The sequence below is a fragment of the Amycolatopsis jiangsuensis genome, from assembly GCF_014204865.1.
Classification (GTDB): domain Bacteria; phylum Actinomycetota; class Actinomycetes; order Mycobacteriales; family Pseudonocardiaceae; genus Amycolatopsis; species Amycolatopsis jiangsuensis.
Genome location: NZ_JACHMG010000001.1, coordinates 1,817,621 through 1,843,832, shown reverse-complemented (window position 1 = coordinate 1,843,832; position 26,212 = coordinate 1,817,621). Strand labels below are relative to the sequence as shown.

22 protein-coding genes are annotated in these 26,212 nt (G+C 70.7%); 14 read left to right on the top strand and 8 right to left on the bottom strand.

Annotated elements, in window-relative coordinates; genetic code table 11:
- Nucleotides 1-17 precede the first annotated feature (17 nt).
- The 4 genes from BJY18_RS07820 to BJY18_RS07805 all read left to right on the top strand — a co-directional run bounded on the left by BJY18_RS07820 (nucleotide 18) and on the right by BJY18_RS07805 (nucleotide 6,294).
- Nucleotides 18-320 (top strand): sarcosine oxidase subunit delta, encoded by a 303-nt coding sequence (locus BJY18_RS07820; RefSeq protein ID WP_184778950.1) that lies wholly within the window; start codon nucleotides 18-20, stop codon nucleotides 318-320.
- Nucleotides 317-3,109: a 2Fe-2S iron-sulfur cluster-binding protein gene (locus BJY18_RS07815; protein ID WP_184778948.1), complete on the top strand. Its 2,793-nt coding sequence runs from the start codon at nucleotides 317-319 to the stop codon at nucleotides 3,107-3,109. The genes BJY18_RS07820 and BJY18_RS07815 overlap by 4 nt, the downstream gene beginning before the upstream one ends.
- A complete protein-coding gene (locus BJY18_RS07810; RefSeq protein ID WP_184778946.1) occupies nucleotides 3,102-3,695 on the top strand; it encodes a sarcosine oxidase subunit gamma in 594 nt (197 codons plus the stop codon). The genes BJY18_RS07815 and BJY18_RS07810 overlap by 8 nt, the downstream gene beginning before the upstream one ends.
- A gap of 130 nt (nucleotides 3,696-3,825) precedes the next feature.
- Nucleotides 3,826-6,294: a GcvT family protein gene (locus tag BJY18_RS07805; protein ID WP_184778944.1), complete on the top strand. Its 2,469-nt coding sequence runs from the start codon at nucleotides 3,826-3,828 to the stop codon at nucleotides 6,292-6,294.
- A 167-nt stretch (nucleotides 6,295-6,461) separates the two neighbouring features.
- On the opposite strand, the gene BJY18_RS07800 is transcribed toward BJY18_RS07805, so the two are convergent.
- Together BJY18_RS07800 and BJY18_RS07795 are read right to left on the bottom strand one after the other, a co-directional pair.
- A complete protein-coding gene (locus BJY18_RS07800) occupies nucleotides 6,462-7,127 on the bottom strand; it encodes a GntR family transcriptional regulator (protein ID WP_312873781.1) in 666 nt (221 codons plus the stop codon).
- 277 nt (nucleotides 7,128-7,404) lie between these two features.
- Nucleotides 7,405-8,649 carry a LuxR C-terminal-related transcriptional regulator gene (locus tag BJY18_RS07795; protein ID WP_312873780.1) on the bottom strand — a complete coding sequence of 415 codons (1,245 nt, stop codon included), beginning with the start codon at nucleotides 8,647-8,649 and terminating at the stop codon, nucleotides 7,405-7,407.
- A gap of 165 nt (nucleotides 8,650-8,814) precedes the next feature.
- Between BJY18_RS07795 and BJY18_RS07790 the strand changes: the two genes are divergently transcribed.
- Nucleotides 8,815-9,900, top strand: coding sequence for an S-(hydroxymethyl)mycothiol dehydrogenase (locus BJY18_RS07790; protein ID WP_184778940.1), 1,086 nt, complete (start codon nucleotides 8,815-8,817; stop codon nucleotides 9,898-9,900).
- Complete coding sequence (locus BJY18_RS07785) at nucleotides 9,897-10,529, top strand: MBL fold metallo-hydrolase (RefSeq protein WP_184778938.1); 633 nt, start codon at nucleotides 9,897-9,899, stop codon at nucleotides 10,527-10,529. The genes BJY18_RS07790 and BJY18_RS07785 overlap by 4 nt, the downstream gene beginning before the upstream one ends.
- 10 nt (nucleotides 10,530-10,539) lie before the next feature.
- Here BJY18_RS07785 and BJY18_RS07780 read toward each other — a convergent pair whose 3' ends face one another.
- Nucleotides 10,540-11,490, bottom strand: coding sequence for an AraC family transcriptional regulator (locus BJY18_RS07780; RefSeq protein ID WP_184778936.1), 951 nt, complete (start codon nucleotides 11,488-11,490; stop codon nucleotides 10,540-10,542).
- An 82-nt stretch (nucleotides 11,491-11,572) separates the two neighbouring features.
- On the opposite strand from BJY18_RS07780, the gene BJY18_RS07775 reads away from it, so the two are divergent.
- A complete protein-coding gene (locus BJY18_RS07775) occupies nucleotides 11,573-12,007 on the top strand; it encodes a pyridoxamine 5'-phosphate oxidase family protein (RefSeq protein WP_184778934.1) in 435 nt (144 codons plus the stop codon).
- A gap of 43 nt (nucleotides 12,008-12,050) precedes the next feature.
- Here the strand turns inward: BJY18_RS07775 and BJY18_RS07770 are convergent, their stop codons facing one another.
- The gene (locus tag BJY18_RS07770) at nucleotides 12,051-12,947 is read right to left on the bottom strand and encodes a LysR family transcriptional regulator (RefSeq protein WP_184778932.1); all 897 of its coding nucleotides are present in this window, start codon (nucleotides 12,945-12,947) and stop codon (nucleotides 12,051-12,053) included.
- Nucleotides 12,948-13,085: 138 nt separating this feature from the next.
- On the opposite strand from BJY18_RS07770, the gene BJY18_RS07765 reads away from it, so the two are divergent.
- From BJY18_RS07765 to BJY18_RS07745, 5 genes are read left to right on the top strand one after another with little or no spacing between them, the layout of a single operon-like run.
- Nucleotides 13,086-14,000 (top strand): transporter substrate-binding domain-containing protein, encoded by a 915-nt coding sequence (locus tag BJY18_RS07765; protein ID WP_184778930.1) that lies wholly within the window; start codon nucleotides 13,086-13,088, stop codon nucleotides 13,998-14,000.
- Entirely contained in the window at nucleotides 13,987-14,913 is a 927-nt protein-coding gene (locus tag BJY18_RS07760) for an amino acid ABC transporter permease (protein ID WP_184778928.1), read from the top strand. The genes BJY18_RS07765 and BJY18_RS07760 overlap by 14 nt, the downstream gene beginning before the upstream one ends.
- Nucleotides 14,906-15,673 (top strand): amino acid ABC transporter ATP-binding protein, encoded by a 768-nt coding sequence (locus tag BJY18_RS07755; RefSeq protein WP_281393650.1) that lies wholly within the window; start codon nucleotides 14,906-14,908, stop codon nucleotides 15,671-15,673. Before BJY18_RS07760 ends, BJY18_RS07755 begins: the two co-directional genes overlap by 8 nt.
- Complete coding sequence (locus tag BJY18_RS07750) at nucleotides 15,673-16,851, top strand: MalY/PatB family protein (protein ID WP_184778926.1); 1,179 nt, start codon at nucleotides 15,673-15,675, stop codon at nucleotides 16,849-16,851. Before BJY18_RS07755 ends, BJY18_RS07750 begins: the two co-directional genes overlap by 1 nt.
- Nucleotides 16,852-16,859: 8 nt before the next feature.
- Nucleotides 16,860-18,044 (top strand): NAD(P)/FAD-dependent oxidoreductase, encoded by a 1,185-nt coding sequence (locus tag BJY18_RS07745; protein WP_184778925.1) that lies wholly within the window; start codon nucleotides 16,860-16,862, stop codon nucleotides 18,042-18,044.
- Between the two features lie 5 nt (nucleotides 18,045-18,049).
- Here BJY18_RS07745 and BJY18_RS07740 read toward each other — a convergent pair whose 3' ends face one another.
- Both BJY18_RS07740 and BJY18_RS07735 read right to left on the bottom strand, forming a co-directional pair.
- Nucleotides 18,050-19,270, bottom strand: a complete 1,221-nt coding sequence (locus BJY18_RS07740; RefSeq protein ID WP_221457615.1) for an MFS transporter — start codon at nucleotides 19,268-19,270, stop codon at nucleotides 18,050-18,052.
- A 145-nt stretch (nucleotides 19,271-19,415) separates the two neighbouring features.
- Entirely contained in the window at nucleotides 19,416-20,252 is an 837-nt protein-coding gene (locus BJY18_RS07735; RefSeq protein WP_221457614.1) for a helix-turn-helix domain-containing protein, read from the bottom strand.
- A gap of 95 nt (nucleotides 20,253-20,347) precedes the next feature.
- Between BJY18_RS07735 and BJY18_RS07730 the strand changes: the two genes are divergently transcribed.
- The gene (locus BJY18_RS07730) at nucleotides 20,348-21,796 is read left to right on the top strand and encodes an amidase (protein WP_184778924.1); all 1,449 of its coding nucleotides are present in this window, start codon (nucleotides 20,348-20,350) and stop codon (nucleotides 21,794-21,796) included.
- Nucleotides 21,797-21,799: 3 nt separating this feature from the next.
- Here the strand turns inward: BJY18_RS07730 and BJY18_RS07725 are convergent, their stop codons facing one another.
- A complete protein-coding gene (locus BJY18_RS07725; RefSeq protein WP_184778923.1) occupies nucleotides 21,800-22,948 on the bottom strand; it encodes a serine hydrolase domain-containing protein in 1,149 nt (382 codons plus the stop codon).
- Nucleotides 22,949-23,123: 175 nt separating this feature from the next.
- Nucleotides 23,124-24,263 carry a hypothetical protein gene (locus BJY18_RS07720; RefSeq protein ID WP_184778922.1) on the bottom strand — a complete coding sequence of 380 codons (1,140 nt, stop codon included), beginning with the start codon at nucleotides 24,261-24,263 and terminating at the stop codon, nucleotides 23,124-23,126.
- A 576-nt stretch (nucleotides 24,264-24,839) separates the two neighbouring features.
- Here BJY18_RS07720 and BJY18_RS07715 point away from each other — a divergent pair.
- Nucleotides 24,840-26,201 (top strand): amino acid permease, encoded by a 1,362-nt coding sequence (locus BJY18_RS07715; protein ID WP_184784492.1) that lies wholly within the window; start codon nucleotides 24,840-24,842, stop codon nucleotides 26,199-26,201.
- The last annotated feature ends 11 nt before the right edge of the window (nucleotides 26,202-26,212 follow it).

Sequence of the window (26,212 nt, the reverse complement as noted above, 5' to 3'; positions counted from 1 at the left end):
CCCCAGCGAGGACAACCATGCAACTGATCCACTGCCCGTGGTGCGGCCCGCGTGAAGAGGTCGAGTTCCACTACGGCGGCCAGGCCGAGGTGGCCTACCCGGACGACCCGGCCGCGCTGTCCGACCGGGAATGGGCCGAGTTCGTCTTCTACCGCGACAACCCGAAGGGACCGTTCGCCGAACGGTGGAGCCATGCCACGGGCTGCCGCAAATGGTTCAACGCGGTGCGCGACACCCGGACCTACGAGTTCCTGGCGACCTACCGCGTCGGTGATCCGGTACCCGCCGTCGTGCGGCGTCATCAGGAGGTGTCGGCATGAGCCGAGTCGCCGGATACGGCCGGGTGGAACGCGGCCGCACCCTCACTTTCACCTTCGACGGCCGCACGTATGCGGGCCATCCCGGTGACACCCTCGCGTCCGCGCTGCTGGCGAACGACGTGCACCTGGTCGGCACGAGCGTGAAGCTGGGCCGGCCGCGCGGGATCGGCGCGGCGTGGACGGAGGACCCGACCGGGCTGGTGCAGATCGAGAAGCCGTTCCCCGAGCCGATGCTGCAGGCCTCCGTGGTCGAGCTGACCGACGGCCTCGTCGCGTACGGAGTGGACGGTCAGGGATGGCTGGCCGACGCGCCCGATCCGGCGCGGTACGACCGGAAACACACCCACACCGACACTCTCGTCGTGGGCGCGGGCCCGGCAGGGCTGCTCGCGGCGCGCAGTGCGGCACGGGCCGGGGAGAGCGTGGTGCTGGTCGACGACCGTGCCGAGCCCGGCGGCACGCTCACCGGCACCGAGATCGTCGGCGGACGCCTGTCGCGCGAGTTCTTCGCGGGAGTCGTCACCGAGCTGGCGGCGAACCCGCAGGTACAGCACCTGCAGCGGACCACCGCGTTCGGCCACTACGACGACGGGTTCGTGCTCGCGCTCGAACGCCGCACCGATCACCTGGGCACCGCGGCCCCGGCACACCGGGCGCGTCAGCGCGTGCACCGGATCCGGGCGTTGAAGGTGGTCATCGCGACCGGGGCGATCGAGCGGCCGGTGGTGTTCGAGGACAACGACCGGCCCGGGATCATGCTCGCCTCGGCGGCGCGGGACTTCCTGCACCGCTACGGCGTGCTGGCGGGCCGCGAGGTCGTGGTCTTCACCACCGACGACGCGGCCTACGCGGTGGCTGCCGATCTCGCGGAAGCCGGCGCCGCGGTGACCGTGCTCGACGCACGCGACCACAGCCCGGTCGAGTGGGAAGCTCGCTGCGCGGCCAAAGATATTTCCGTGCTGCCGTCCACAGTGGTCACCGCCACCGAGGGCGCGGAACGGGTCGCCGGAGTGCTCGCACGCACACCGGACGGCACCATCCGGCTTCCGGCGGATCTCCTGCTCGTCTCCGGTGGCTGGAATCCGGCGGCGCACCTGTTCAGCCACGTCAAGGGCGAGCTCGGCTACGATCCGGCGCTCGGCGCGTTCCGGCCCGCCGGCACGCTGCCCGGGATCAGCGTGATCGGTGCCGCCAACGGGACCTTCGCTCTCGCGGACGTGCTGCGGGCCGGCGCCGGCGACGAAGCTCCGGTGGCCGGTCCGGAACCGGCGCACACGCCGGTGAAGGTGCTGTGGCGGACCGAGGGGGACCAGGCCCGGCAGTTCGTGGACATCCAGCGCGACGCCACGGTCGCCGACCTGGCCCGGGCCGTCGGTGCCGGAATGCGGTCGGTGGAGCACGTCAAGCGCTACACGACCGTCGGCACGGCACACGACCAGGGCAAGACCTCCGGGATCCTCGCCTCGGGAATCACCGCGGACCTGCTCGGCAGCAGCACCGGCACCGGCATCGCCGAGCTCGGCACGACGACGTTCCGTCCGCCCTACACGCCGGTCGCGTTCGCCGCACTGGCCGGCCGGGAGCGCGGGACGTTGTTCGATCCGGAGCGGATCACGGCGCTGGATGCCTGGCACGTGGCCAGGGGTGCGGTGTTCGAGGACGTGGGGCAGTGGAAGCGCGCCCGCTACTACCCGCTGCCCGGTGAGGACATGGACGCCGCGGTCCTGCGGGAGTGCGCCGCCGTCCGTGGTGGCGTCGGCATTCTCGACGGGTCGACGCTGGGCAAGATCGACGTGCAGGGCCCGGATTCCGGGGTGTTCCTCGACCGGCTCTACACGAACATGATGAGCACCCTGAAGGTCGGCCGGGTGCGCTACGGAGTGCTGTGCCACAACGACGGCATGGTCTTCGACGACGGCACGGTCCTGCGTATCGCGGAGAGCCGGTTCCTCGTCACCACCACGACCGGCAACGCCGCCGCGGTGCTGGAGTGGATGGAGGAGTGGCTGCAGACGGAGTGGCCGGACCTGCGGGTGTATCTCGCCTCGGTGACCGAGCAGTGGTCGGTCTTCCCGGTCGCCGGCCCGCGTTCGCGGGACGTCCTCGGCGCGGTGTTCCCCGGAGTGGACGTCTCCGCCGAGGGATTCCCGTTCATGTCCTGGCAGGACACCACCCTCGACGGCGTCCCGGTACGGCTGGCGCGCATCTCCTTCTCCGGGGAGCTGGCCTGGGAGGTCAACGTGAGCGGGTGGTACGCCCCGGCGTTGTGGAACCGGCTGCTGGCCGCGGGGGAGCGTTACGGCATCACGCCCTACGGCACCGAGACGATGCACGTGCTGCGTGCGGAGAAGGGCTACCCGATCATCGGGCAGGACACCGACGGCACCGTCACCCCGCAGGATCTCGGGATGAGCTGGGTGGTGTCGAAGAAGAAGGAGGACTTCCTCGGCAAAAGGTCGTTCTCCCGGCAGGAGAACCACAATCCGCTCCGCAAGCAGCTGGTCTCGCTGCTGCCGACCGATCGGCGGACCCGGTTGCCCGAGGGCTCGCAGATCGTCGAGCGGTGCGAAGACGGGCGGCTGCCCGCACCGCCGGTGCCGATGCTCGGTCACGTCACCTCCAGCTACCACAGCGCGGCACTCGGCCGTCCGTTCGCGCTCGCGCTGGTGCGCAACGGTCGCGCCCGGGCCGGCGACCGTGTGCACGTCCCGGTGGACGGAGTGCTGGTGGAGGCCGAGATCGGCGGAACCGTCCTCGTGGACCCGGAAGGAGCCCGCCGCGATGGCTGAAGTCCTCTATCCCACCCACCCGCTGGAAACCTGGGCGCCGGCACTGGACGAGCTCTCCCGGGCGGGTCTCGGGCTCGTGGTCACGCTCGAGCCGCCGGTGTCCGCCGTGGACGTGCGCCTGGACGCCACCGGCCCGGGCGCCGACGCGTTCGGCCGCGCGGTCGGCACGGCGCTGCCACTGACGCCGAACACCTGGACGCACACGGCAGATGGTCAGATCATCTGGCTGAGTCCGGACGAATGGCTGGTGACCGCGGAGGACAGCCCGCCGCACGAGCTCGAGGACGAGCTGGGCTGGGTCCTGTCCGCCTACGACGGCGCCGCCGTCGACGTCTCGGCGCAGCGCACCGCGCTCCGGGTGCGGGGGCACTACGCCCGGGACCTGCTGTCGTTCGGCTGCTCGCTGGATCTGCGGCCCACGGCGTTTCCGCGCGGTTCGGCCGCGCAGACCGCGGTGGGGCAGACCGCGGTACTGCTGCTCGCACTCGGCGAACAGGACCTGCGGCTGTTCGTGCGGCCGTCTTTCGCCGGGTACCTCGCCGAATGGATTCTCGACGCGGCGCAGGAGTACCGCCCGGCCGGCTGAGGCCCGTCCGGTTGAGCACCGCGCCGCCGGCTGAGCCTCCGTCCGGCTGAGCAGCGTTCGGTTGAGACCGCGCCGCGGGCTGAGCCCCGCCCCAGGCCGCCCGACCCCGTCCGAAGAGGAGAGAAGCGCCATGAGCACCACCCCCCGCGTCGTCGTCATCGGGGCCGGCATCGTCGGCGCCAACCTGGCCGACGAGCTGACCGCGCGCGGCTGGACCCGGCTCACCGTCCTCGACCAGGGACCGTTGCCGCTGACCGGCGGCTCCACCTCGCACGCACCCGGGCTCGTCTACCAGACCGGGCCGTCCAAGACGATGACCGCGTTCGCCACCTACACCATGGAGAAGTTCACCGGCCTTTCCGACGGCGACGCCTGGTGCTTCAACCAGGTCGGCGGCCTGGAGGTCGCGACGACCCCGGAGCGGCTCGCCGACCTGCACCGCAAGCAGGGCTGGGCGACCTCGTGGGGCGTGCCGGGCGAGGTCGTCGGCCCGGATCGCTGCGTGGAACTGCATCCCCTGCTCGACCGTGACCAGGTGCTGGGTGGCTTCCACACGCCGACCGACGGGCTGGCGAAGGCTTCGCGCGCGGTCGCAGTGCTGATCAGCCGGGCCGAAGCGCGCGGTGCGCAGTTCCGTGGCTCAACCCGGGTTGTCGAGGTGCTGCAGGACAGTGGCCGCGTGACCGGCGTACGCACCGACGCCGGCGACGTCGTTCCGGCCGACATCGTGGTGTCGTGTGCCGGGTTCTGGGGTCGCGAGGTCGGGGCGCTGGTCGGTATGAAGGTGCCGCTGCTGCCGTTGGCGCACCAGTACGTACGCACCGGCCAACTGCCCGAACTCGCCGGCCGCAACGACGACGTGATCGAGGCCCGCCTGCCGATCCTGCGGCATCAGGACAACGACCTGTACTACCGCGAGCACAACGACTGTCTCGGTATCGGCTCCTACGCTCACCGTCCCATGCCCGCGAGCGTTTCCGAGCTTCCCGAGAACGGCGAAGTCACCGACGACGCCATGCCTTCCATGCTGCCGTTCACCGAAGAGGACTTCTTGCCTTCGTGGGAGCACAGCCGCACGCTGTTGCCCGCGCTACGGGACGCGAAGATCGAAACCGGCTTCAACGGCGTCTTCTCCTTCACCCCGGACGGTGGCCCGCTGATCGGTGAGTCGGCGGACGTCGCGGGCTTCTGGATCGCCGAAGCGGTCTGGGTGACGCATTCGGCGGGCGTCGCGCGCGCTGTCGCGCAGTTGCTCGTCGACGGACGCAGTGAGATCGAGCTGCACGGCTGTAATGTGCACCGTTTCGAAGAGATCGAGACTGCTGACGCGTACGTGGCCGAGACGTCCCAGCGGAACTTCGTGGAGATCTACGACGTCCGGCATCCGCTGGAGCCGCGGCTGTCCCCGCGAGACGTGCGCGTCAGCCCGTTCCATGCGCGGCAGAAGGAACTCGGGGCGTTCTTCCTGGAGGCGCACGGCTGGGAGCGCCCGCACTGGTACGAGGCGAACGCCCGGCTGGTGAAGGACCTGCCGCAGGAGTGGCAGGCGCCCTCGCGCGATGCGTGGTCGGCGAAGTTCCATTCGCCGATCGCCGCTGCCGAGGCGTGGAAGACCCGGACCGCGGTCGCCATGTACGACATGACCCCGTTGAAGCGGATCGAAGTCAGCGGTCCCGGCGCCGTCGCGTTCCTGCAGCGCCTGACCACCGGGAAAATGGACAAGTCGGTCGGCTCGGTCACCTACACGCTCGCCCTCGACGAGGCCGGCGGGATCCGCTCGGACCTGACCGTGGCGCGGCTGTCCGAGGACGTGCTGCAGGTCGGCGCGAACGGCAATATCGATCTCGACTACTTCCGCCGCCAGGCACCGGCCGACGGCAGCGTCCGGCTGCGCGACATCACCGGCGGCACCTGCTGTGTCGGGGTGTGGGGACCGCTCGCGCGCGATCTGGTGCAGCCGCTGAGCGACGACGACTTCTCCCACGAGGGCCTGAAGTACTTCCGCCTGCGGCACGCGCACCTCGGCGGCATCCCGGTGACCGCGATGCGGCTGTCCTACGTCGGGGAGCTGGGCTGGGAGATCTACACCAGCGCCGAGTACGGGCAGCGGCTGTGGGATCTGCTGTGGGAGGCCGGGCAGCCGCTCGGTGTCATCGCGGGCGGGCGCGCGGCGTTCAACAGCCTCCGCCTGGAGAAGGGCTATCGCGCGTGGGGCACCGACATGACCACGGAGCACAACCCCTACGAGGCCGGGATCGGTTTCGCGGTGAGCAAGAAGAAGGAGGGCTACGTCGGGTACGACCGGATGGCAGGCCTGAGCGCCGAAACCGTGTCGAGGCGGTTGACCTGCCTGACCGTGGACGACGGGCGCAGCGTCGTGCTCGGCAGCGAGCCGGTGTTCGTCGGCGGGGTACCCGCGGGTTACGTCACTTCCGCCGCGTTCGGGCACACCGTCGGCAGGCCGATCGCCTACGCCTGGCTGCCCTCGACGTTGACCCCCGGCAATGCGGTGGAGATCCAGTACTTCGACCGGAGGGTGAAGGCGACCGTCGCCGCCGAACCGCTCGTGGACCCCGAGATGACCCGGATCCGCCGCTGACCGTCGACGATGGGCGACGCATGCGCACGGACCCACTCGAGGAGTTCTTGCGCATGAGCCTGCGCTCGGGCTGTCCACTGAGGACAATCTCGTCCTGCTGTCCTCAGTGGACTCGTTCGGCGAACTGGCGCGGATGCCTGGCCCGGCCGCGATCCTGGGGCGGGTGGTCAGATGATCGCGCGGATGGCTTTTTCGAAGCCGGTCACGTGCACGCGGGCCAGCTTCTCGGCCCGCTCGGTGTCCCCGGCGGAGATCGCGCGCAGCAGGCCGGCGTGCTCGCCCACGTGCCGGTCGAAGTGCGCCATGCGGTCGAGGAACAGGCAGAAGATCCGGGTCGCCAGATTGTGGTAGCGCACCAGGGTGTCCTCCAGGTGCGGGTTGCCCGCGGCGCGGTACATCGTGCGATGCACCCGCAGGTCCCACTCCATGAGGGTGCGGCGGTCCATCGCGTGCACGTCGCCGGCCTCGAACTCGTCCGCGAGCGCGGTCAGCCCGGCGCGGACCTGCTGTCCGGCGCTGTCGGCGGCCCGGCGCGCGGCCAGCGGCTCGAGCTGGACGCGGATCTCGGAAATGTAGGCGAGGTCGGTGATGTCCACCGCGGTCGCGAACGTGCCGCGCCGGGGATAGGAGACCACCAGCCGGTCCAGTTCCAGCCGCTTCAGCGCCTCTCGCACCGGCGTGCGGCCGATCCCGATCTGCTCGGACAGCACCCCGTCCTCGATCGGCGCCATCGGCGGGATGTCCAGCATGATGAGACGGTCCTGGATCGCGAGGTAGGCACGGTCGGCCAGCGAACGCGGCCCGGCGTCGGCATCGAGGGGTGCGATGGTCACCCCTCGATGATAGCGCACTGGTAACCAGCTGTACTTCCACTGTCGTAGGTCATGGATATGACTGTGAGCAGACTGATATATTAAAGACGTCGCCGGGCTGGCGCGGCCGATGCCGGTCGTGGAGGCCGCGAACATGGCTTCGCGCCGGCGATTCCAGCCCCGGGCCCGGCCGGTCTCAGCCGTGGTTCCCTACGCGGGGTGGGGCGTGCTCGGCCGTGGTTCCATCCCAGAGTCGGGGCGTGCTCGGCCGTGGTTCCATCCGCGAGTTCGGGTGTGCTCAGTTCCGGACGTGGTCCCCGATGCCCGCTGCCAGGGCCAGTGCCGCCGCTTCGCCGCGTGAGCCGGCGTCGAGCTTCTTGAGCACTCCGGTCACGTGGAACTTGACCGTGCTCTCGGTGATGCCCAGCTCGCCGGCGATCGTCTTGTTGCGCTTGCCCTGCGCGACCAGGCCGAGCACTTGCAGCTCACGCCGGTTGAGGCCGGACAGCGGATCCTCCCCGGACCGATCCGGGGCCACGTGCAGGGGAAGCGTGATGCTCGCGCGGCTGCCCCACTCCGGCACGGCGTCGAATTCGACGGTGCCGCCCAGTGCGCGGGCCCGTCCGTCGAGCTGGTCGCGCACAGCAGCCACGTCGAGGCGGCCCGACTCGTGGTCGCGGACGTCGATGCGCAGGCTCACCCCGTCGCAGCTCCACGCGATGCGCAGCCTGGCCAGATCGGGCTGCGCGGTGAAGGCCAGCACCGAGGTGCGGGTCAGTGCGCGGGCCGCGTGCGCGATCTCGCCGGGCAGCGGCGGCGCGGAGCGGGGCGGCGCGGAGAATTCCAGCTCCGCGTCGTGGTGCCGCAGGATCTGACGGATCTCCTTGCGCAGCTTGGTGAACGCACTCAGCGGCGGCTCTTCGGACACGGCGAGGTCCGACGTGCGCGCCGACCGCAGCGTCACCAGTGCGGTGGCGGCGGAGTCCGTCGCGGTCAGCCGGGCGTGGCGGTCGTCGAGACTCCGTGAGCGCAGCGTGGTCAGGATGGCCACGAGTGCGGATTCCTGCGCCGCCGCCATTTCACCGATCGTGCGTGCGCGTTCTGCCGACGCCGCACGGGATTCGGCGAGGTAGTCGGGACTGGCCTGGGTCACCTGCTGCCGGATGGACGTCGCCACGATGCCGAACACCTCGGCCAGCAACGCGGGTTCCGGAAGCCGTTTCGCGGTGCGGGTGACGAGCACGAGCAGGGTGCCGGTGCGGTCGCGCACCGCCCATACCGCGCGGGCCCTGCCACCGATCGTGGCAGTCGTGCTCAGCGGCTCCCCGGGTGCCGTGGCGGCCTTGAGGTCCTCGAGTTCGGCGATCGTGATCCGGTCGACCGTCCCGACCGGACCGGCCACCTTGCGCGGACGGCCGGTGCATTCGCGGGTGAAGATGACGAGCGCGGTGTGCGGCCAGCGTTCGCCGAGGAACCGCGAGAAGCGGCCGGCGATCCCGTGCAGCGGTCCTTCGACGACTTCACGCAGCGCGGTCAGGTGCACGCGCCTCAGGGTAGCCCCGGCCGGACCTGTCCGGAAGTCCAGGTGTTCCTGTCCGGCCGACCAGGTCACGGCCGGTCGTTGCCGGAACTATCGTCCCGCGCGGGGCATGCGTGGGCACGCATACCCCGGGCCCGTCCACCTCGGAACAGTGAAGGAACCAGTCGAATGCCACAGCAGGTGCGCGGTGTGATCGCACGTTCGCAGGGAGCTCCGGTCGAGCTGACCGACATCGTGCTGCCCGATCCCGGTCCCGGCGAGGTCGTCGTCTCGGTGGCGGCGTGCGGGGTCTGCCACACCGACCTGACCTACCGCGACGGCGGGATCAACGACGAGTTCCCGTTCCTGCTCGGCCACGAGGCGGCCGGCACGGTGGAGACCGTCGGTGCCGGCGTCGAATCGGTGCGGCCCGGCGACTTCGTGATCCTCAACTGGCGCGCGGTGTGCGGACAGTGCCGGGCTTGCAAGCGCGGCCGCCCGCAGTACTGTTTCGACACGTTCAACGCCACCCAGCGGATGACGCTCACCGACGGCACCGAACTGACCCCGGCGCTGGGGATCGGCGCGTTCGCGGACAAGACGCTCGTCCACGCCGCACAGTGCACCAAGGTCGATCCCGCGGTGGACCCCGCGGTCGCCGGGCTGCTCGGCTGCGGCGTGATGGCGGGGCTCGGCGCGGCGATCAACACCGGAGGCGTCGGCCGCGGCGACTCGGTCGCGGTCATCGGCTGCGGGGGAGTGGGGGACGCGGCCATCGCCGGCGCACGCCTGGCCGGTGCCACCACGATCGTCGCCGTGGACCGGGACGACAAGAAGCTCGAATGGGCGCGTGACCTCGGCGCGACGCACACGGTCAACACCACCGGCACCGACGCGGCCGAGGCGATCGCCGGCCTGACCGGCGGCTTCGGCGCGGACGTGGTGATCGACGCGGTCGGCCGTCCGGAGACCTGGAAGCAGGCGTTCTACGCCCGCGATCTGGCCGGCACCGTGGTGCTCGTGGGCGTGCCGACGCCGGATCTGCGCCTGGAGATGCCGCTGCTCGACTTCTTCTCCCGTGGTGGCGCGCTGAAATCGTCCTGGTACGGCGACTGCCTGCCGGAGCGGGACTTCCCGATGTTCGTCGACCTGCACCTGCAGGGCAGGCTGCCGCTGGAGAAGTTCGTCACCGAGCGGATTTCCCTGGCGGACGTGGAGAAGGCCTTCCACACCATGCACGCCGGTGAGGTGCTGCGGTCGGTGGTGGTCCGGTGAGCGGCGAACTGCGCATCGAGCGGGTCGGCACGTCCGGGGTCTTCGCGCTGGACGGCGGGACCTGGGAGGTGGACAACAACGTCTGGCTGATCGGCGACGACGACGAGGTCGTCATCGTCGACGCGGCGCACGACGAGAAGACCATCACCGAGGCGGTCGGGAACCGCGACGTCCTCGCGGTGGTGTGCACCCACGGCCACAACGACCACGTCACGGTCGCACCGCAGCTCGGGGAGAACCTGCACGCCCCGGTCCTGCTGCACGAGGGCGACCGGCAGCTGTGGGAGATGACCCACCCTGGCGTGAAGTTCTGGCCGCTGGTCGACGCCGAACGGATCGCGGTGGCCGGCACGGTCCTCGAAGCGATCCACACCCCGGGCCATTCACCCGGGTCGGTCTGCCTGCACCTGCCCGAGGCGAAGGCACTGTTCTCCGGGGACACGCTCTTCTCCGGTGGTCCCGGGGCGACCGGGCGTTCGTTCTCCGACTTCCCGACGATCATCGCCTCGATCCGGGACCGGCTGTTCGCGCTGCCCGGCGACACCCGCGTCCACACCGGACACGGTGACGGCACGACCATCGGCACCGAGGCGCCCCATCTGGAGGAGTGGCTCGCGCGCGGGCATTGACCACGCCCGGTCAGCGGTGGGCGGCGACCGGGGCGGAAACGGTGGCATTGCGCCGGAACTCGCTCGGGCTGGCGCCACGCACGCGTTTGAACGCGGCGCTGAACCCGAACGGATCGGAGTAACCCACTGTGCGCGCGATCTGCGCGACGGTCACGTCCTCCCGCTCGATCAGGAGGTCCGCCGCAAGGGTCATGCGCCAGCGCGTGAGGTAGGCCAGCGGCGGTTCGCCGACCAGGTCGGCGAACCGCTTGGCCAGCGTCGAGCGGGACACCCCGCTGCGGGCGGCCAGCGTGGCGACCGTCCACGGTGCCGCTGGCTCGGCGTGCAGCAGGCTCAGTGCGCCGCCCACCACCGGGTCCCGCTGGGCCGCCCACCAGGCCGGTGGCTCGCCGCTCGGCCGGTCGAACCACTCGCGCAGCGTGCAGACCAGCATCCAGTCCAGCAACCGGTCGAGCACCACCTGCTGGCCCGGTGCGTCGACGGAGACCTCGGCGGCGACGTGGTCCAGCACGGCGTCCGCGGTGCCACCGGCCTCCGCGTGCAGGACGACGGGCAGCGTGTCCAGGAGGCGGCGGCTGATTTCGCCGCGTACCGGGTAGGCGCCGACGATCAGCGTCGTCGCACCATCCCGGGCGTCGTCGTTCCAGCCGAGGCGGTGCCGGGTCCCGCCCTGATCGGGCGTCGCGCAGTGCTCGCCGCACGCGACCGGCTCGGCCGGGGTACCGAGCTCGTCGACGAAGGTGAACGTCCCGGGCCCGCGCACGACGATCGTCTCGCGGGCACGGAGCAGCACGGGTGGGGCGTCCTCCGGAACGATCCAGCCGGCTCCGGTGAGCACGGTGCACAGGGTCAGCGGCGCGCCGTCCACGAAGTGCAGCGCCCAGGGCGGAACCAGGGTCGAGCTGCCGAACAGGGAGCCGTGCGCGCGGACTCCGCGGATCAGGTCGCTGAAGACGTCCACTCCGGCGAGGCTAGACGAATACACAGGCAATCCGGCTCCTCACCCATGGGTTCGTCCGGCTCGCCGGTGTTCACTCGGAGTTATGAGCAACGCGAGCACCGACGCCGGTTCCCTGACCACCGAGGACCGGGAATTTCTCCGGTGTCCCCTGTACGGCTTCCTGTCCATGGCCGGTGGCCCGGTCCCGGCACAGCCCCGTCCGGTGTGGTTCGAGGTCACCGACAACGGCTTGATCCAGCTGTTCAGCCTCTCCGGCTCGCCGAAAGTACGGCAGGCGCACCGCGACCCCCGTGCCTCGATCGTCGTCGCCGCACCGGTGGGTGAACGCGATCGCTGGGTGTCCGTCGCCGGCCACGTCGCACTGGAGTCCGAGGGAGCAGCGGAGCTGGCCACCCGCCTCGCCGCCCGTTACTGGGATCTCGGCGACGCGTCGCGTGCCGGCGACCTGGCGGGAATGCTGGCCGCGGACCTGGTCCGGCTCGTGCTCCACCCGGAGTCCGTGCGCCGGGGACCGTGACCTGTCGGTCGCCTGTCGGCGGCGGTGACCACGTGCGCGTGACTCAGTCGCCCAGTTCGGCGCGGAGCCGGGGAAGTGCGTCGAGCAGGGCGGCGATACCCGGGCGGTCGGCGTTGGCGGCGAGATGCACGAACCGGAGTTCCACACTCCACCGCGGCAGGCGCAGCGGTAGTTCCCGCACCCGCTCCTCCCGCAGGAAGGCGCGGGCGGCGAACCGCGGGACCACCGCGACGTGATCGGAATCGATGGCGAGGCGCACCGCGGCCTCGGGTGATCCCGTGGTGTGCACGGGATGGTCGCGCCGGCGCCGGGGATGGTCGAAGATCGCCGCGAGCGGTTCGCCCTCCGCGTCCCAGCGGTAGACGACGAGGGTGCTGGCCACCAGGTCGTCCAGGGTCAGGCCGGAGCCTGCGGACAGCGGGTGGTCCGGACGGCACACCGCGACCAGCGGCGACGCCGCCAGCCGTTCCGAACGCAGCGACCCGGTCGCGACCTGGGTCAGCAGGAACCCGCCGTGCGCGCTGCCGTCCCGCACCTGCTCCACCACCTCCCGGCTGTGCGCGACCCGTCCGTGCACGGCGATCGGAAGCCCGTCGAGCGCGCCGAGCGCCAGCGGGAACACCGTCGTCGCGAAGCTGTTCGGCGCGGCGAGGACGAGCCGTTCCGGCGTTCCGGTGTCGAGGTTCTGCACGGCTTCGTCCAGCAGGTCGAGGCACCGCCGTGCGTATCCCGCCAGCCGCTGCCCGGCCGGGGTGAGCGTGCTGCCGCGCGCGCCCCGTTCGAACAGCGTCGTGCCCAGCCGCCGTTCCAGCGTGGCGATCCGGGTGCTGACCGAGGGGGCGGCGAGGCGCAGTTCCGCGGCGGCGGCACTGAAGCTGCCGAGCCGCGCGATGGCGGAGAACACCGTGAGGTCCTGGGTCTCCAAGGCAGGTGCTGGCATAGCCGCAGCCTAATGCCAGCGGTAGCAGGATTCGGTCTACCGAAATGCCGGGTGCTCCCCGAAGCTGGGCTGCGAACCACCGTGCAGCACCGGAAAGGACGACCGCCGGATCGGACCCCACCCAGCAGGAGGCTTTCGATGAGCAGAGCACGAACTCTCACGGCCGGGGTGGTGTGCGCGTGCCTGCTGGCCGCGTGCGCGAATCCCGACGACGGCGCGGAGGGCTCCGCCGGCAGCCACACCGCGGACCTCCTCACGGAGGTGGCCCGGGATCCGGCGCTCGCCGCGATGGTGCCGCCGGAGATCGCGCGCCGGGGGTCGGTCACCGCGGCGGTCAACCCGTCGTCGCCGCCGATCAAGTTCCTCGACGGCGCCGGGCGGATCACCGGCTTCACCCCACGGCTGGTGGCGGCCGCGGGCAAGATGCTCGGCCTGGACGTGGTGCTGCAGCAGACGTCGTTCGACGCGCTGATCCCCGGCCTGGAAGCCCGCCGGTTCGACCTCGTGCTGTCGGTCAACGATCTGGCCGGCCGCCGCGAGAAGACCGACTTCATCGACTACCTCCGCACCGGCACCGCCATCCTCGGCGCGAGCACGCTTTCGCGGGATTCGGTCACCCCGCAGACCCTGTGCGGACTCTCCATGGGTTACGTCCGCGGGAACGTCCAGCAGGATCTGGTCGCGGCCGCCGGCCGGTCCTGTGCGCGCGCCGGGGCCGCGACGGTCTCCGGCTCGGCGTTCCAGGACCTCAACGCCGCCATCCTGGCCGTCCAGAGTGGACAGATGGACGCCGCGTGGGGCGACGCGCCGTCGATCTCGTACAACGCGGAGAAGAACCCCGGCCGCTACAAGGTGCTCTACCGCGAGATCTCCGGCCCCTACGGGATCGGGGTCGGCAAACAGCAGGCCGCACTGCGGGATGCCTTGCGCGCCGCCCTGCTCAAGTGCGTCCGGGACGGGATCTACCAGCGGTTGCTGGAGGACTACGGGCTGACCGACTACGCGCTGCCGGAGTTGCCGCTGAACACGGGGCCCGCCGATGACGCTGAATGAGACGATGGCGCCCGGCCTGCGTGCGCGCCCGGCGCCGCACGAGAAACCGATCCGCAACCCGAAGCGTCTCGGGCACTGGCTCAGCTACCTGCTGGGTGTGCTGGTCCTGGTCTTCGCGGTCCGGTTCTTCGTGGTCAACCCGCGATGGGAATGGCCGACGATCGGCAGCTGGTTGTTCAGCAAGCGGGTGCTCTCCGGGTTGCTCAACACCGTCCTGATCACCGTGGTGTCCACAGTGGCCGGTCTGCTGGCCGGGCTGGTGGTGGCGGCGTTCCGGCTCTCGCGTTTCGCCGTGCTCCGCACGATGGCCGCCGCGTACGTCTGGGTGATCCGGGCGACGCCGGGGCTCGTGCTCATCCTGTTCGTCTACTTCCTCGCCGCACTCGTGCCGACGCTCAGCCTCGGCCTGCCGTTCGCCGAGCCGGTGCTGGAAGTGCCGACGAACCACGTCATCTCCCAGTTCTCGGCGGCGGTGCTCGGGCTTTCGGCCTACCTCGGCGCGTACTCGGCGGAGATCTTCCGCGGCGGTGTGCTGTCGATCCACCCCGGCCAGTTCGAGGCCTGTCATGCGCTCGGTCTTTCCCCATGGCGGACCTACACGAAGGTGGTGGGACCGCAGATCGTCCGCGTGATCACGCCTTCGCTGGCCAACGAGGTCGTGACGATGTTCAAGAACACTTCGCTGGTGTCGGTGATCGGGTACGTGGAACTGCTGACCACCGTGCAGCTGGTCTACTCGCAGAACTTCAAGACCATCCCGATGCTGACCGTCGCGGTGATCTGGTACCTGGTGCTGACCAGCCTGGCGATGTTCGGGCAGTCCCGGCTGGAGAAGCGCTTCGGCCGCGGTTTCACCCGGCGGTCCGTGCGGTCCGCCTCCGGCGACGCGGAGCGGGAGGACGGCCATGGCTGAGCCACTGCTGGAACTGTGCGGGGTCGAGAAGCGCTTCGGGGACTTCGCCGCACTCAAGGGGGTGAGCCTGACCCTGGCAGCGGGGAGCGTGACCTGCCTTGTCGGCCCCTCGGGTTCGGGCAAGAGCACGCTGCTGCGTACGGTCAACCTGCTGGAGACCATCGACGGCGGCGGGATCTACCTGCGCGGCGAGATGCTCGGATTCACCGGCAGGGGCGACCATCGCCGTCCGGTGCCGAAGAAGGTGGCCCGGCGCCAGGCGGTCAACTTCGGCATGGTGTTCCAGAGCTTCAACCTCATCCCGCAGCTGACCGCGACGGAGAACGTGGCGCTCGGGCCGGTCGAAGTGCTCGGCACCGGCCGGGCGGCGGCCCGCGGGCAGGCCCGTGAGCTGCTGGGCAGGGTCGGGCTGGCGCAGCGCTGCGAGCACTATCCGGCCGAGCTGTCCGGCGGGCAGCAGCAACGCGTGGCGATCGCCAGGGCGCTGGCCATGAAACCCAGTGTGCTGCTCTTCGACGAACCCACGAGCGCGCTCGACGCCGAGCTCGTCGCCGAGGTGCTCGCGGTCATCAGGGAACTGGCGAAAGAGGGCTACACCATGCTGATCGTCACCCACGAACTCGCCTTCGCCCGCGACATCGCGGACGAGGTGATCATGATGGACGAGGGCCGGATCGTCGAATCGGGGCCACCGGCGAAGATCCTGCTCGAACCGGAGACCGAGCGGGCGAAGAGGTTCTTCGCGAGCGTGCAGCACTGATGGGCGCGGATTCGCTGGACCGGGCCGCGCTGGCCGCGCTCACCGCGGCGGAGCTGGCCCGCGCCGGCAGTGCGAAGTGGTGCCGGGTACCCGGTGCACTGGGTGCTTCGGTGGCCGAGATGGACTTCGGTGTCGCGGAGTCCATTTCGGACACTCTTGCCGAGGCCTGCCGTCGCGGCGGCTTCGGCTACTTCCCGCCGGAGCTGGCTCGCCGGCTCGAGGAGTCGTGTGCCGAGTACCAACGGGTGCACTACGGCTGGACGGTCGGCCCGGACCGGGTGCGCGCGGTCGGGGACGTGCTCGTCGGACTGGAGACGATCATCGACCGGTTCACCCCGCCGGGCTCACCGTTGGTGGTGCCGACGCCGGCGTACATGCCGTTCCTGACCGCCCCGGCACGGCTGGGCCGCCGGGTCGTGCGGGTGCCGGGGAACGCGGCGGGGGAGCTCGACCTCGACGGGATCGCGAAGGCACTCGGCGCGGGCGCCGGTCTCGTCGTGCTGTGCAATCCGCACAACCCGATCGGGCGGGTGTACCGCGAACCGGAACTGCGTGCACTGGCCGAGGTGGTGGAGCGGCACGGGGCACGGGTCTTCGCCGACGAGATCCACGCCCCGCTGATCTACCCCGGCGCCCGGCACCAGTGCTACGCGGCACTGGGGGAGCACACCGAACGGCACACCGTCACCGCCACCTCGGCGTCCAAGGCCTGGAACATCCCCGGCCTCAAATGCGCGCAGCTGATCCTCGGCACCGAGGATCAGCAGGCTTGGCAGCAGATCCGGCACAGCGCCTCGCGCGGCGCCTCCAACCTCGGCGCGGAGGCGACGATCACCGCCTACCGCGACGGCGGCCGGTGGCTCGCGCACGTGCTGGACTACCTCGACGAGAACCGCCGGCTGCTCGGGCGGCTGGTCGCCGAGCACCTCCCCGGCGTCCGGATGACCCCGCCCGAGGGGACCTACCTGGCCTGGCTCGACTGCCGGGACCTGCGGCTGCCACCGAGTCCGGGCCGGTACTTCCTCGACCACGCCGGGGTTTCCGTCGCCGACGGGGCACTGTGCGGGGCCGAGGGCTTCGTGCGGCTGAACTTCGCCACCCCGGCGCACCTGCTCGATCGGCTGCTCGCCGCGATGGGCGCCTCCCTCGTCTCCCGAACCGCAACCACGAGAAAGTGAGCACCAGCATGAGCCGACCGTCGATCGCCGTCATCGGAGCCGGGGCCGTCGGGCTGTCCGTCGCGCGCTCCCTGTCCGCGGCGGGCGCCGAGGTCACCGTGTTCGAACGCACCCGGATCGGCGCCGGGACCAGTTCGGCCACGTTCGCCTGGGTCAACTCGAACGGCAAGTCCCCGGCGTCCTATCACGAACTGAACCTGGCCGGCATGCGGGAACACGAGCAGCTGCAACGCACCTCGCCCACCGAGGCGCAGTGGTACCTGCAGACCGGGACCTTCGAGTGGACTACGAAACCGGAGGTGGAGCAGCGGCTGCAGACCCGCGTGCAGCGCCTGACCGACGCCGGCTACCCGGTCCGCAAGATCACCGCCGACGAGCTGCGGGCCCGGATCCCGGAACTGCGCGTGCACCCGCGGTCCTCGGAGATCGTGCACTTCCCGAGCGAGGGCTACGTCGTGCCGAGCGTGCTGCTGGCGCGGCTGTGGTCGGAGGCCCGCGCGCACGGTGCCGAGCTGCGGGCGCCGGTGGACGTGGTCGACCTGACCGAGGACCGCGGTGGGGTGACCCTGGAGCTGAGCACCGGGGAGAGCTGGCGGGGCGACTTCGCGGTGAGCGCGACGGGCCGCTGGAGCGAGGCGGTCATGAAGGCGCTCGGCCAGCAGTTCGCGATGATCGACCCGGACCTGCCGAACAAGTTCGCCTGCGGATTCCTGGGCTGGACCGATCCGCAGTACGTCCAGCTGAGCTCGAACCTGATCACCCCGGAGATGAACGTGCGGCCGGACGGCGGGGGACGGCTGCTGCTGCAGACGCCGGACCTCGACCACCGCGCCGATCCCGCGTACCAGGCCGATCCCGCCGCCCTCATCGGCGAGGAGATGCTGCGCCGGCTGAACCGGCTGTTCGACGGCACCGCCGCGGCGCGGATCGAGAAGCTGAAGGTCGGCCAGCGGGCCCGTCCGGCGGACGGCCTCCCGGCGGTCGGGTTCGCCACCGAGGCCGAGCGGGTGTACCTCGTCGCCACGCACAGCGGGATCACCCTGGCGCCGCTGCTGGGCAGGCTGGTGAGCGGGGAACTGCTGACCGGCACCCGCTCGCCGCTGCTCGCGGACTACGCGCCGGGGCGGCTCGTCGGCAAGACGATCGCGGACTTCCCGAAGTTCGCGACCCTGCACTTCCCCGCCGCGCAGTAGCGGGCTCAGCCCGGCGGACGGGCCGGGGCGGCCGGTCTCGGGCGTCCGGTGCGCGGGATCCAGGTCCACATCGCCGCGGCCGCGGCGAAGCCGACCGTCCCGCTGACCGTGATCCCGAGGCCGAGCCCGGCCAGCGCGGTCACCGCGGACAGCAGCACCGGGCCGAGGCCGGAGCCGATGTCCGCCAGCTCGTTCCAGATCCCGAGGTGGGTGGGCAGCCCGACCGGCGGGGACACGTCCGCGCCGAGGGTCATCACGATGCCCGAGCCGATGCCGTTGCCGAACCCCATCACCATGGCCGCGAGCGCGAGCGTGCCGGCTCCGTGCGTGAACGGCATGAGCACGAAGGAGGTCCCCAGCACCAGCGTCGAGGGCACCGCCACCCAGCGGCGGCCGTAGTGGTCCATCACTTTCCCGGCCGGGTAGAAGGTGAGCACGTCGATCACGCCGGCGATTCCGTAGACGACCGAGCTGGTGGTCGGCGAGAGCCCGAGGTGCGCGGCCCACAACGGGATCACCGTCTGCCGGGTCTGGCGGATCGCGGACAGCAGCAGGACACCGGTGCCGAGTGTCGTGTAGACCCGCCAGTTCTGCTTCAGCATCCCGCCCGTGGTGACCGATGCGACGGCCGCGCGGTGTTCCTCGGTGGACGCCAGATCCGGCGCGCGGTACACGAGCACACCGGCTCCGGCGATCGCCACGAGGCCGACGAGGTAAGCGCCGGGCAGCCCGCACAGCTGCATCGCGCCGGCCCCGGCGAACGGCCCGACGAAGAGACCGATGCGCATCGCACCACCGAGCGTGGACAGCGCGCGGGCCCGCAGGTGCCCCGGGACCACCTCGGCGAGATACGACTGGCGCGCGAGGCTGTACACCGCGCCCGCGGCGCCGATCGCGAGCACGCCGAAGCCGTAGAGAAGCAGCGACCGGGGACTGTCGCCCGCGTCGACGAGGCAGATGCCCAGTCCCGCCACGGTCACCAGCGCGGCCAGCAGCATCGACCGCCGCTCGCCGATCCGCTTCGCCAGCACGCTGGCGGGAATGTTCATGACGAGAGAGCCGATGCCGAGCTGGGCACCGACCAGCGCCGCGACCGAGACGCTCGCCCCGCGGTCGATCGCACTCAGCGCGACGACCGGGATCATGGCCCCTTCCGCGAGCCCGAACAGAGCCGCGGGACCGTACGCGGCGACTGCGATCGAGCGCAACCGGAACTCTTCAGCCACAGCGGATCATGCTGGCACACCGATGTGGAGCACGATGAGGGAACGTGCCTGCCGCCACTGCCGGCGTTCGCCTCCCGAGAACCCGGGCCGGTTCCCGCACTGAGGGCGATAGTCTCGGCACCGGTGCGCGGGTCGAGCGACTGGCTCAGAGGGTGGGCGCCGGCCAGGCCACATCGTCGACGGCCAGCCACGGGGTGGTGGCCACGGTCGAGGGGTTCATTCCGGTGAAGGCGGTGATCTCGCGGTGCAGGTGGGACTGGTCGGCGTAGCCGGTTTCCGCCGCGACGGCGGCGGCGCGGCCTCCGGCGGCGAGGCGGTGCACGGCCTCGTCGAAGCGGATGAGCCGGGCGGCGCGTTTCGGCGTGACGCCGATCTGCGCCCGGAACCGGGACCACAGCCGTTGCCGGCTCCACCCGGATTCGGCGGCCAGCCGGTCGACCCGCACCCGGCCGCGGCCGGCGACGAGCCGGTGCCAGGCGAAGGACACCTCAGGGTCAAGTGCCGGGCCCGCGGCGTACCGGTGGGCGAGCGCGTCCTCCGCGAGCGCGAAGCGCTCGGCCCAGGAACCGGTGTCGCGCAAGCGTTCCTGGAGCCGGCCACGGTCAGCGGTCCAGAGGTCGGCGAACGCGACGACAGTTCCGCTGACCGCCGCTACCGCGTTCAGCACCGCGTGCGCGACCGGGGGCGAAAGCCGGATCTGCAGGCAGTCGATGTTCTGCCCCACGCCGCGCGCGCCGCGCGGTGCGAGGCCCGCGACGGCGCTGCCACAGCGGGTTTCCCCTCCGCCGTCGGTGATCAACAGTGCGTCGCCGAAATCGAGGAACAGCGTGACCGCGGGGTACGGGATCAGTGGCAGGTCGATGAGGTCCGTGGTCCGGCCGGTGAATCCGGCCATCCGCACGCCCGGCAGCCGGCCCGGCTGGTCCGGCACGGCGACCTTCCACACCGCGGCACCGTCGCGTGCCCATTCGCCAGGTCGCATCCCGCCATCCTAGGGCCCGACATTCGTCCAAGACCCAGGATGCGGTTTTCCGCGACGGTGGAGCACGGACATCCGGAAGAAACGGGGAACTGCTGATGACGATCGATCCGTACACCTGCGCGGTCGACCTTGCCGCGGCCATCCGTGGCAAGGAGGTGAGCCCGGTGGAGGTGGTGCAGGCCTGCCTCGAGCGCATCAACGAGCTGGACCCGCAGCTGAACGCGTTCTGCCATCGGGCCGACGACGAAGTGCGCGCTGCCGCCGCCGCGGCGGAGGACGCGGTGGTGCGGGCAGGCTCGCCCGACGAGCTGCCGCCGTTCCACGGCGTCCCGCTGCCGATCAAGGATCTGGCCGACGTGGCGGGCTGGCCGACCACCTACGGATCCGCGGGCGCCGATCGCCGGCCGAAGAGCACCTCGGATCCGGTCGTGCGCCGGTTCGTGGACGCGGGATTCCTCTTACTGGGCAAGACGACCACGTCGGAGTTCGGCGCGGTGTCGTTCACCGAGAGCGAAGCGCTCGGCATCACCCGCAATCCGTGGGACCCGCACCGCACACCGGGCGGCTCCTCCAGCGGTGCGGCCGTCGCGGTCGCGAGCGGCATGGCACCGCTCGCGCACGCTGCCGACGGTGGCGGGTCGATTCGCGTCCCCGCCTCGTGCACCGGCCTCGTGGGGCTGAAGCCCACTCGCGGCCGGGTGACCAATGCCGTCGTCGAGGTCGAGGGCTTCGGTACGCACGGGGTGCTCACGCGTTCGGTCGAGGACACCGCGGCGGTGCTGGACGTGCTCGCCCGGCACGATCCGGGCGCCTGGTGGTCGCCACCCACCCCCGCGGTCTCGTTCGCCTCGGCGCTGACCAGGGAAGTACCGAAGCATCTGCGCGTCGGCGTGCTCACCGAACCGCTTCTCGATGGGGTCACCGTGGACCCGGCGTGCACGGCGGCGGTGCACGAGGTGCTCCGCGCCCTGGAAGCGGCCGGGTACCACCACGTCGATCGGCCGTTGCCGCTGCCGTCGCCGGACGAACTCCTCTCGAGCTTCATGAAAGTGTGGGCAGTCGCCAGTGCCGGGACGCCGGTGGCGGAGCCGGATCGCGTCGAGCCACACAACCTGAGGCAGCGCGAAGCGGCGAAAGCAGTCGACTCCTGGGCGTACGTCGAGAGCGTGCAGCGGACCCAGCAGCTGTCGCGGCGCATCGTCGAATCCTTCGTCGAAGGGTTCGACCTGCTGGTGACCCCGACGATGGCCTGCCTGCCACCGCGGGTCGGTGCCTGGCGCGCCGGCCCGGGCCAGGACCCGCTGGCCGCGGTGGTCGCCAGCCACCCGATGGCGGTCTTCACCTCGCTGTTCAACGTGACCGGGCAGCCGGCGATCTCCGTCCCGGTCCGCCACGACGCCGGCACCGGGCTGCCGGTCGGGGTGCAGCTCGTGGCCGCGCCGTGGCGGGAGGACCTGCTGCTGCAGGTGGCCGGGATGCTGGAACGGGAGTACCGGTGGACGCAGCGGCGAGCCCCGGCCGGAAGGCCGGGGCAGCCGGGGTAGTGCTCAGCTCCCGCCGGTCGCGCAGTACGCGGCCAGCGGCTGCTCCCACAGATCCTTGCTGATGACCGGGTCCTGCACCAGGTTGTGCTCGTTGTTCGCGACCACCACCTGGCGCCGGCCGTCCGGGCTGGTGAGCCAGGTGCTCGCGTAACCGAGTACTTCACCGGTGTGTGTCCACACCGGACCGCACTCCGTCCGCACCAGACCGACACCGAGGCCGTAGCCACCGGCGGCCGGATCGTCCGACATCGGCACCGTGGTCTGCAGCTCCTGCTGCTGTGCCGGCGGCAGCAGTTCGCCGGAGAACAACGCCCGTTCGAAGTCCGCCAGGTCGTCCACAGTGGACACGATGGCACCGGCCGCGCCGAAGAACCGGACGTTGGAGGCCGTGACGTCGCGGATCAGGAAAACGGGGCCGTGCACGTGGAAGTGCCCGCTGAGGTGGTCGGCGGGCATCGCCGGGTCGCTGGTCGGGAACGTGGTGTCCGAAAGCCCCAGCGGCGCGATGATCCGGGTGCCGATCTCGGTCGCCGGATCGTTTCCGGTGACCGCCTTGATCACCATGCCGGCCAGCACGTAGTTGGTGTTCGAGTAGTGGTAGGCCGCACCGGGTGCGGACGTCGGCTTGTCGGCGACGGCGGCGGCGACGAGCTGCTCCGGCGGATGCGGTTCGCTCGGGTTCAGGTTGCCGCCGTAGTCGAGCATCAGCCGGCCGGTGGCGTACTCCGGGAGGCCGCTGGTGTGGTTGAGCAGCTGCCGGACGGTGATATTCGTGCCGTCGTTGCCGTTCGAGTCGACCAAGCCGGGCAGCCACCGGTCCACGGTGTCGTCCAGCGACAGCTTGCCCTCGGCCTCCAGCTGCAGCAGCACGACGCTGGTGAACGCCTTGGTGTTGCTGCCGATCCGGAACTTCGTGTGCGGATCCGCCGGTGTCCCGGCGAAGTAGTCGCCGGTACCGGCGGCGGCGTACTGGGTGGTCTCGCCGTCGCGGACCATGCCGATCGCCCCGATCACGCCGTCCGTGCCGGTCAGCTTCTGCAACCCGGCCGCGAGCGTGTCCCCGGGCGTGCCCGCCTCCGCCTGCGCGACGCCGCTGCCCAGTACCGCGGTGAGCGCCACCGCGGTTCCTCCGCACCACTTCCTGAAACGCATCTGTTCCCTCCATCGGACACGCCGGATTCCCACCTGCCGAGGAAAAGGTAAGGGCGGGTCATGAAATTCCGATGAAGTACCAGGTTCCGGAGTTTGACTGTCCACTGTGTACTCACAGTGCGCGGCGGGCCGCCTCCCGGGGAAGGGGGGCGGCCCGCCGTGGGGCGAACCGGGCTCAGCCGCGTGCCGCGGTGAGCGCGCGCTGGTCACCGGTAGGCGGCACCAGCTTGGGGTATTCCTTCTGGAACTTCTCGATCATCGTGGCGGACGGGACGATCCGGTTCGGGTTGTTCTGGCCGGTGGCCTGCTTCTCGCCCCAGGCGCCGGCGGCCTTGCGCTGGTCGGGGGTGCCGTGGCTGTGGTAGCAGTCGCCGATGGACGCGTCGAGGTAGGTGGTCTCCTGCTGGGCGCGGGCGTTCCAGGCCTCACCCTTGGCGTGTGCGACGAAGTAGCCGCCGTAGGCGTCCGGGCCCATTTCGGCGGATTCGTTGGCCGGGTGGTTGTCGTGCGCGAAGTCGACCTGGTGGCCGTACTCGTGGCCGATCACCGATTCCACCGAGACGTCGTCGTAGCCCAGCAGGCCGACCACGTCGAGCAGGCCGTCACCCAGCGCGACGCGCTTGCCGCCGAGGCTTTCGGCGGGTGCGGAGAACGCGTTGAGGGTGAGCAGCGGGTTGCGGCCGCCCTGCAGTACGGGGACCTCGTAGAGCACCTTCGCGGCCAGCGCGGCGGCGTCGGGCACCTTCGCCGGCGCGAGGCCGAGGCCGAAGGTCTGCTTCAGTTTCGCGTCGCTGCCCAGGTCGGTGCCTTTCCACGCGACGAGCTGGACGTTCCAGCTCTCGATGTCCCAGAAGCCGCGCAGCTTGTCGATCGTGGCGGTCGCGCGCGGGGTGTACTGCCCGTCGGTGCCGAAGACCTGCGGCGTCTTGTCGGTGGCCACGGCCTGGGTGTAGAGCTGGCTGAGCCCGGACAGCGCGCTGAGCGCCTTGCTTTCGACCGGGGTCAGGTCGGCCGAGAGCTTGTCCGCATACGTCAGCAGCGCGCCGTCGGTGCAGCCGGGAATCGGGCCCTGCGCGGCGCGGCTCTGGCGGCCGATCTGCGGGATCGGCGACTCGAACAGGTGGTCGACCCCCTGTACGGCACTGGCGGGCAGGCCGCCGTAGAGGTCGATCACGTTCTGGTACAGCTGATCGACGTCCTGTTCGACGGTCGAAGGTTCGTCCGCGGACGCCGGGACGGCCGTGGCGAGGCCCAGTGCCACCAGCGTGCCCGCCGCGGCGAGCGTTCTGCCGAAGAATCCGGTCCGGTTGCGCATGGCTGGTTCCCCTCTTCTGTCCGGTTCAAGATCAGCGAGCACCGTCACAGTAGGGCGGCGTCCGGGTCCCGGACCGCTGCCGCGGCAAGAAGCCCGGGATGGCCCACGTCTTTCGGCGGGTTTTCGCCGTGCGGAGGTCGGCCGAAAGTACTAACGGGCAGTCTTGCGGCCAACTGGGGCCAACTGTGGCCGCCGGGGTGCGCACGACGAGCGCGGCACCCTGACCATGATCACCGTGCCGGTCAATCCACTCGCTGTCCTCCGAACCGGCGTCCCAGGGGGATTCGGCCGGCGCGTGGGTCCGATCGGGACGGAGCAAACAGTTTACGAGCCAACGAAATCCCGTCTACCGCGGCCTCGCCGGCCGGGTTCGCTGGTCCTGCGCGAAGGGCCCCAACTGGTACTCTGCGCGGAACCACCGCCTTCGTATCGTGAGGCGAACCACAGCACCACTCCCCACGGTCGACGGTGCCTCTCCCGGTGACTTCGCGCGAGGCGCCAGAAGGAGGAGACGTGAGTTCTGCGTCCGACGAGCGGCAGGCCGGCGGATTGCGCCAGGGCCTCAAACGACGCCACATGAACCTGATCGCGCTGGGCGGGGTGATCGGTGCGGGCCTGTTCGTGGGCAGTGGCGTGGTCATCCATTCCGCCGGGCCGTCCGCGGTGGTCTCCTTCGCGATCGCCGGCGGGCTGACCATCCTGACCATGCGGATGCTGGCCGAGATGACGGTGGCGAAACCAGCGATCGGCTCGTTCTACGTCTACGCACGCGAGGCGCTCGGCGACCGTGCCGGATTCTCCGTCGGCTGGATGTACTGGTATTTCTTCGTGGTCGTCGTCGCGGTCGAAGCGGTGGCCGGCGGACGGATCCTTCAGCTGTGGCTGCCGCACGCACCGTTGTGGGTGCTGAGCCTGGTGCTGATGGCCCTGCTCACCGCCACGAACCTGGTCTCCGCCCGGTCCTTCGGCGAATTCGAATACTGGTTCTCCTCGATCAAGATCATCGCGATCGTGGTGTTCCTGTTCCTTGGTGTGCTCTATCTGACCGGGCTGTGGCCGCAGGCGCAGGCCGGACTCGGCACACTCGTGGACCACGGCGGCTTCTTCCCGGCAGGGGTCGGCGCGATGCTCGCCGCGGTCGTGCCGTGCATGGGTTTCTACACCGGAGCCGAGATCGTCACGATCGCGGCGGCCGAGTCCGCGGAACCACAACGGGCGGTGGCGAAAGCGATGCGCTCGATTGTCGTGCGGGTGCTCACTTTCTACGTCGGTTCGGTATTCGTGGTGGTCGCGGTGCGGCCGTGGGATTCCGCGGACGTCGAGGTCAGCCCGTACGCCGCGGTCCTGGGCGCGCTGCACATCCCGGCGGTGGAGACGATCATGAACGCGATCGTGCTCATCGCCGTGCTGTCCTGTCTCAATTCCGCGCTCTACACGTCCTCGCGGATGCTTTTCGCGTTGACTCGCAACGGAGACGCGCCGCGCGGGTTCACCAAGCTCTCGCGCGGCGGGGTGCCGCGGCGGGCGATCCTGGCGGGCACGGTGGTCGGCTTTCTCTCCGTGCTGGCCGCGTACTTCTCGCCCGAGCTGATCTTCGGCTTCCTGGTCAATTCCTACGGTGCCGTGGCGTTGTTCGTGTACCTGGGCATCGCGCTGGCCCAGGTTCGGCTGCGCCGCGTACTCGAACGCGAAGCGCCGGAAAGGCTGACGCTGCGGATGTGGCTGTTCCCCTGGCTCAGCTATGCGACGATCGCACTGATGGTCGCCGTGATCGTGGCGATGGCGGTGCTCCCGGCCAGCCGTTCGCAGGTGCTGATGAGCCTGGTCACGCTGGTGTTGATTCTCGGTGCTTACCAGGTGCGGGTGTGGCGCCGGGCGCGGGCCGCCGAACCCGTCGCGGTGGCCGAGATCCCGGCCGAGGCGGACCGGCGCCGGTGACGCACGGGAAA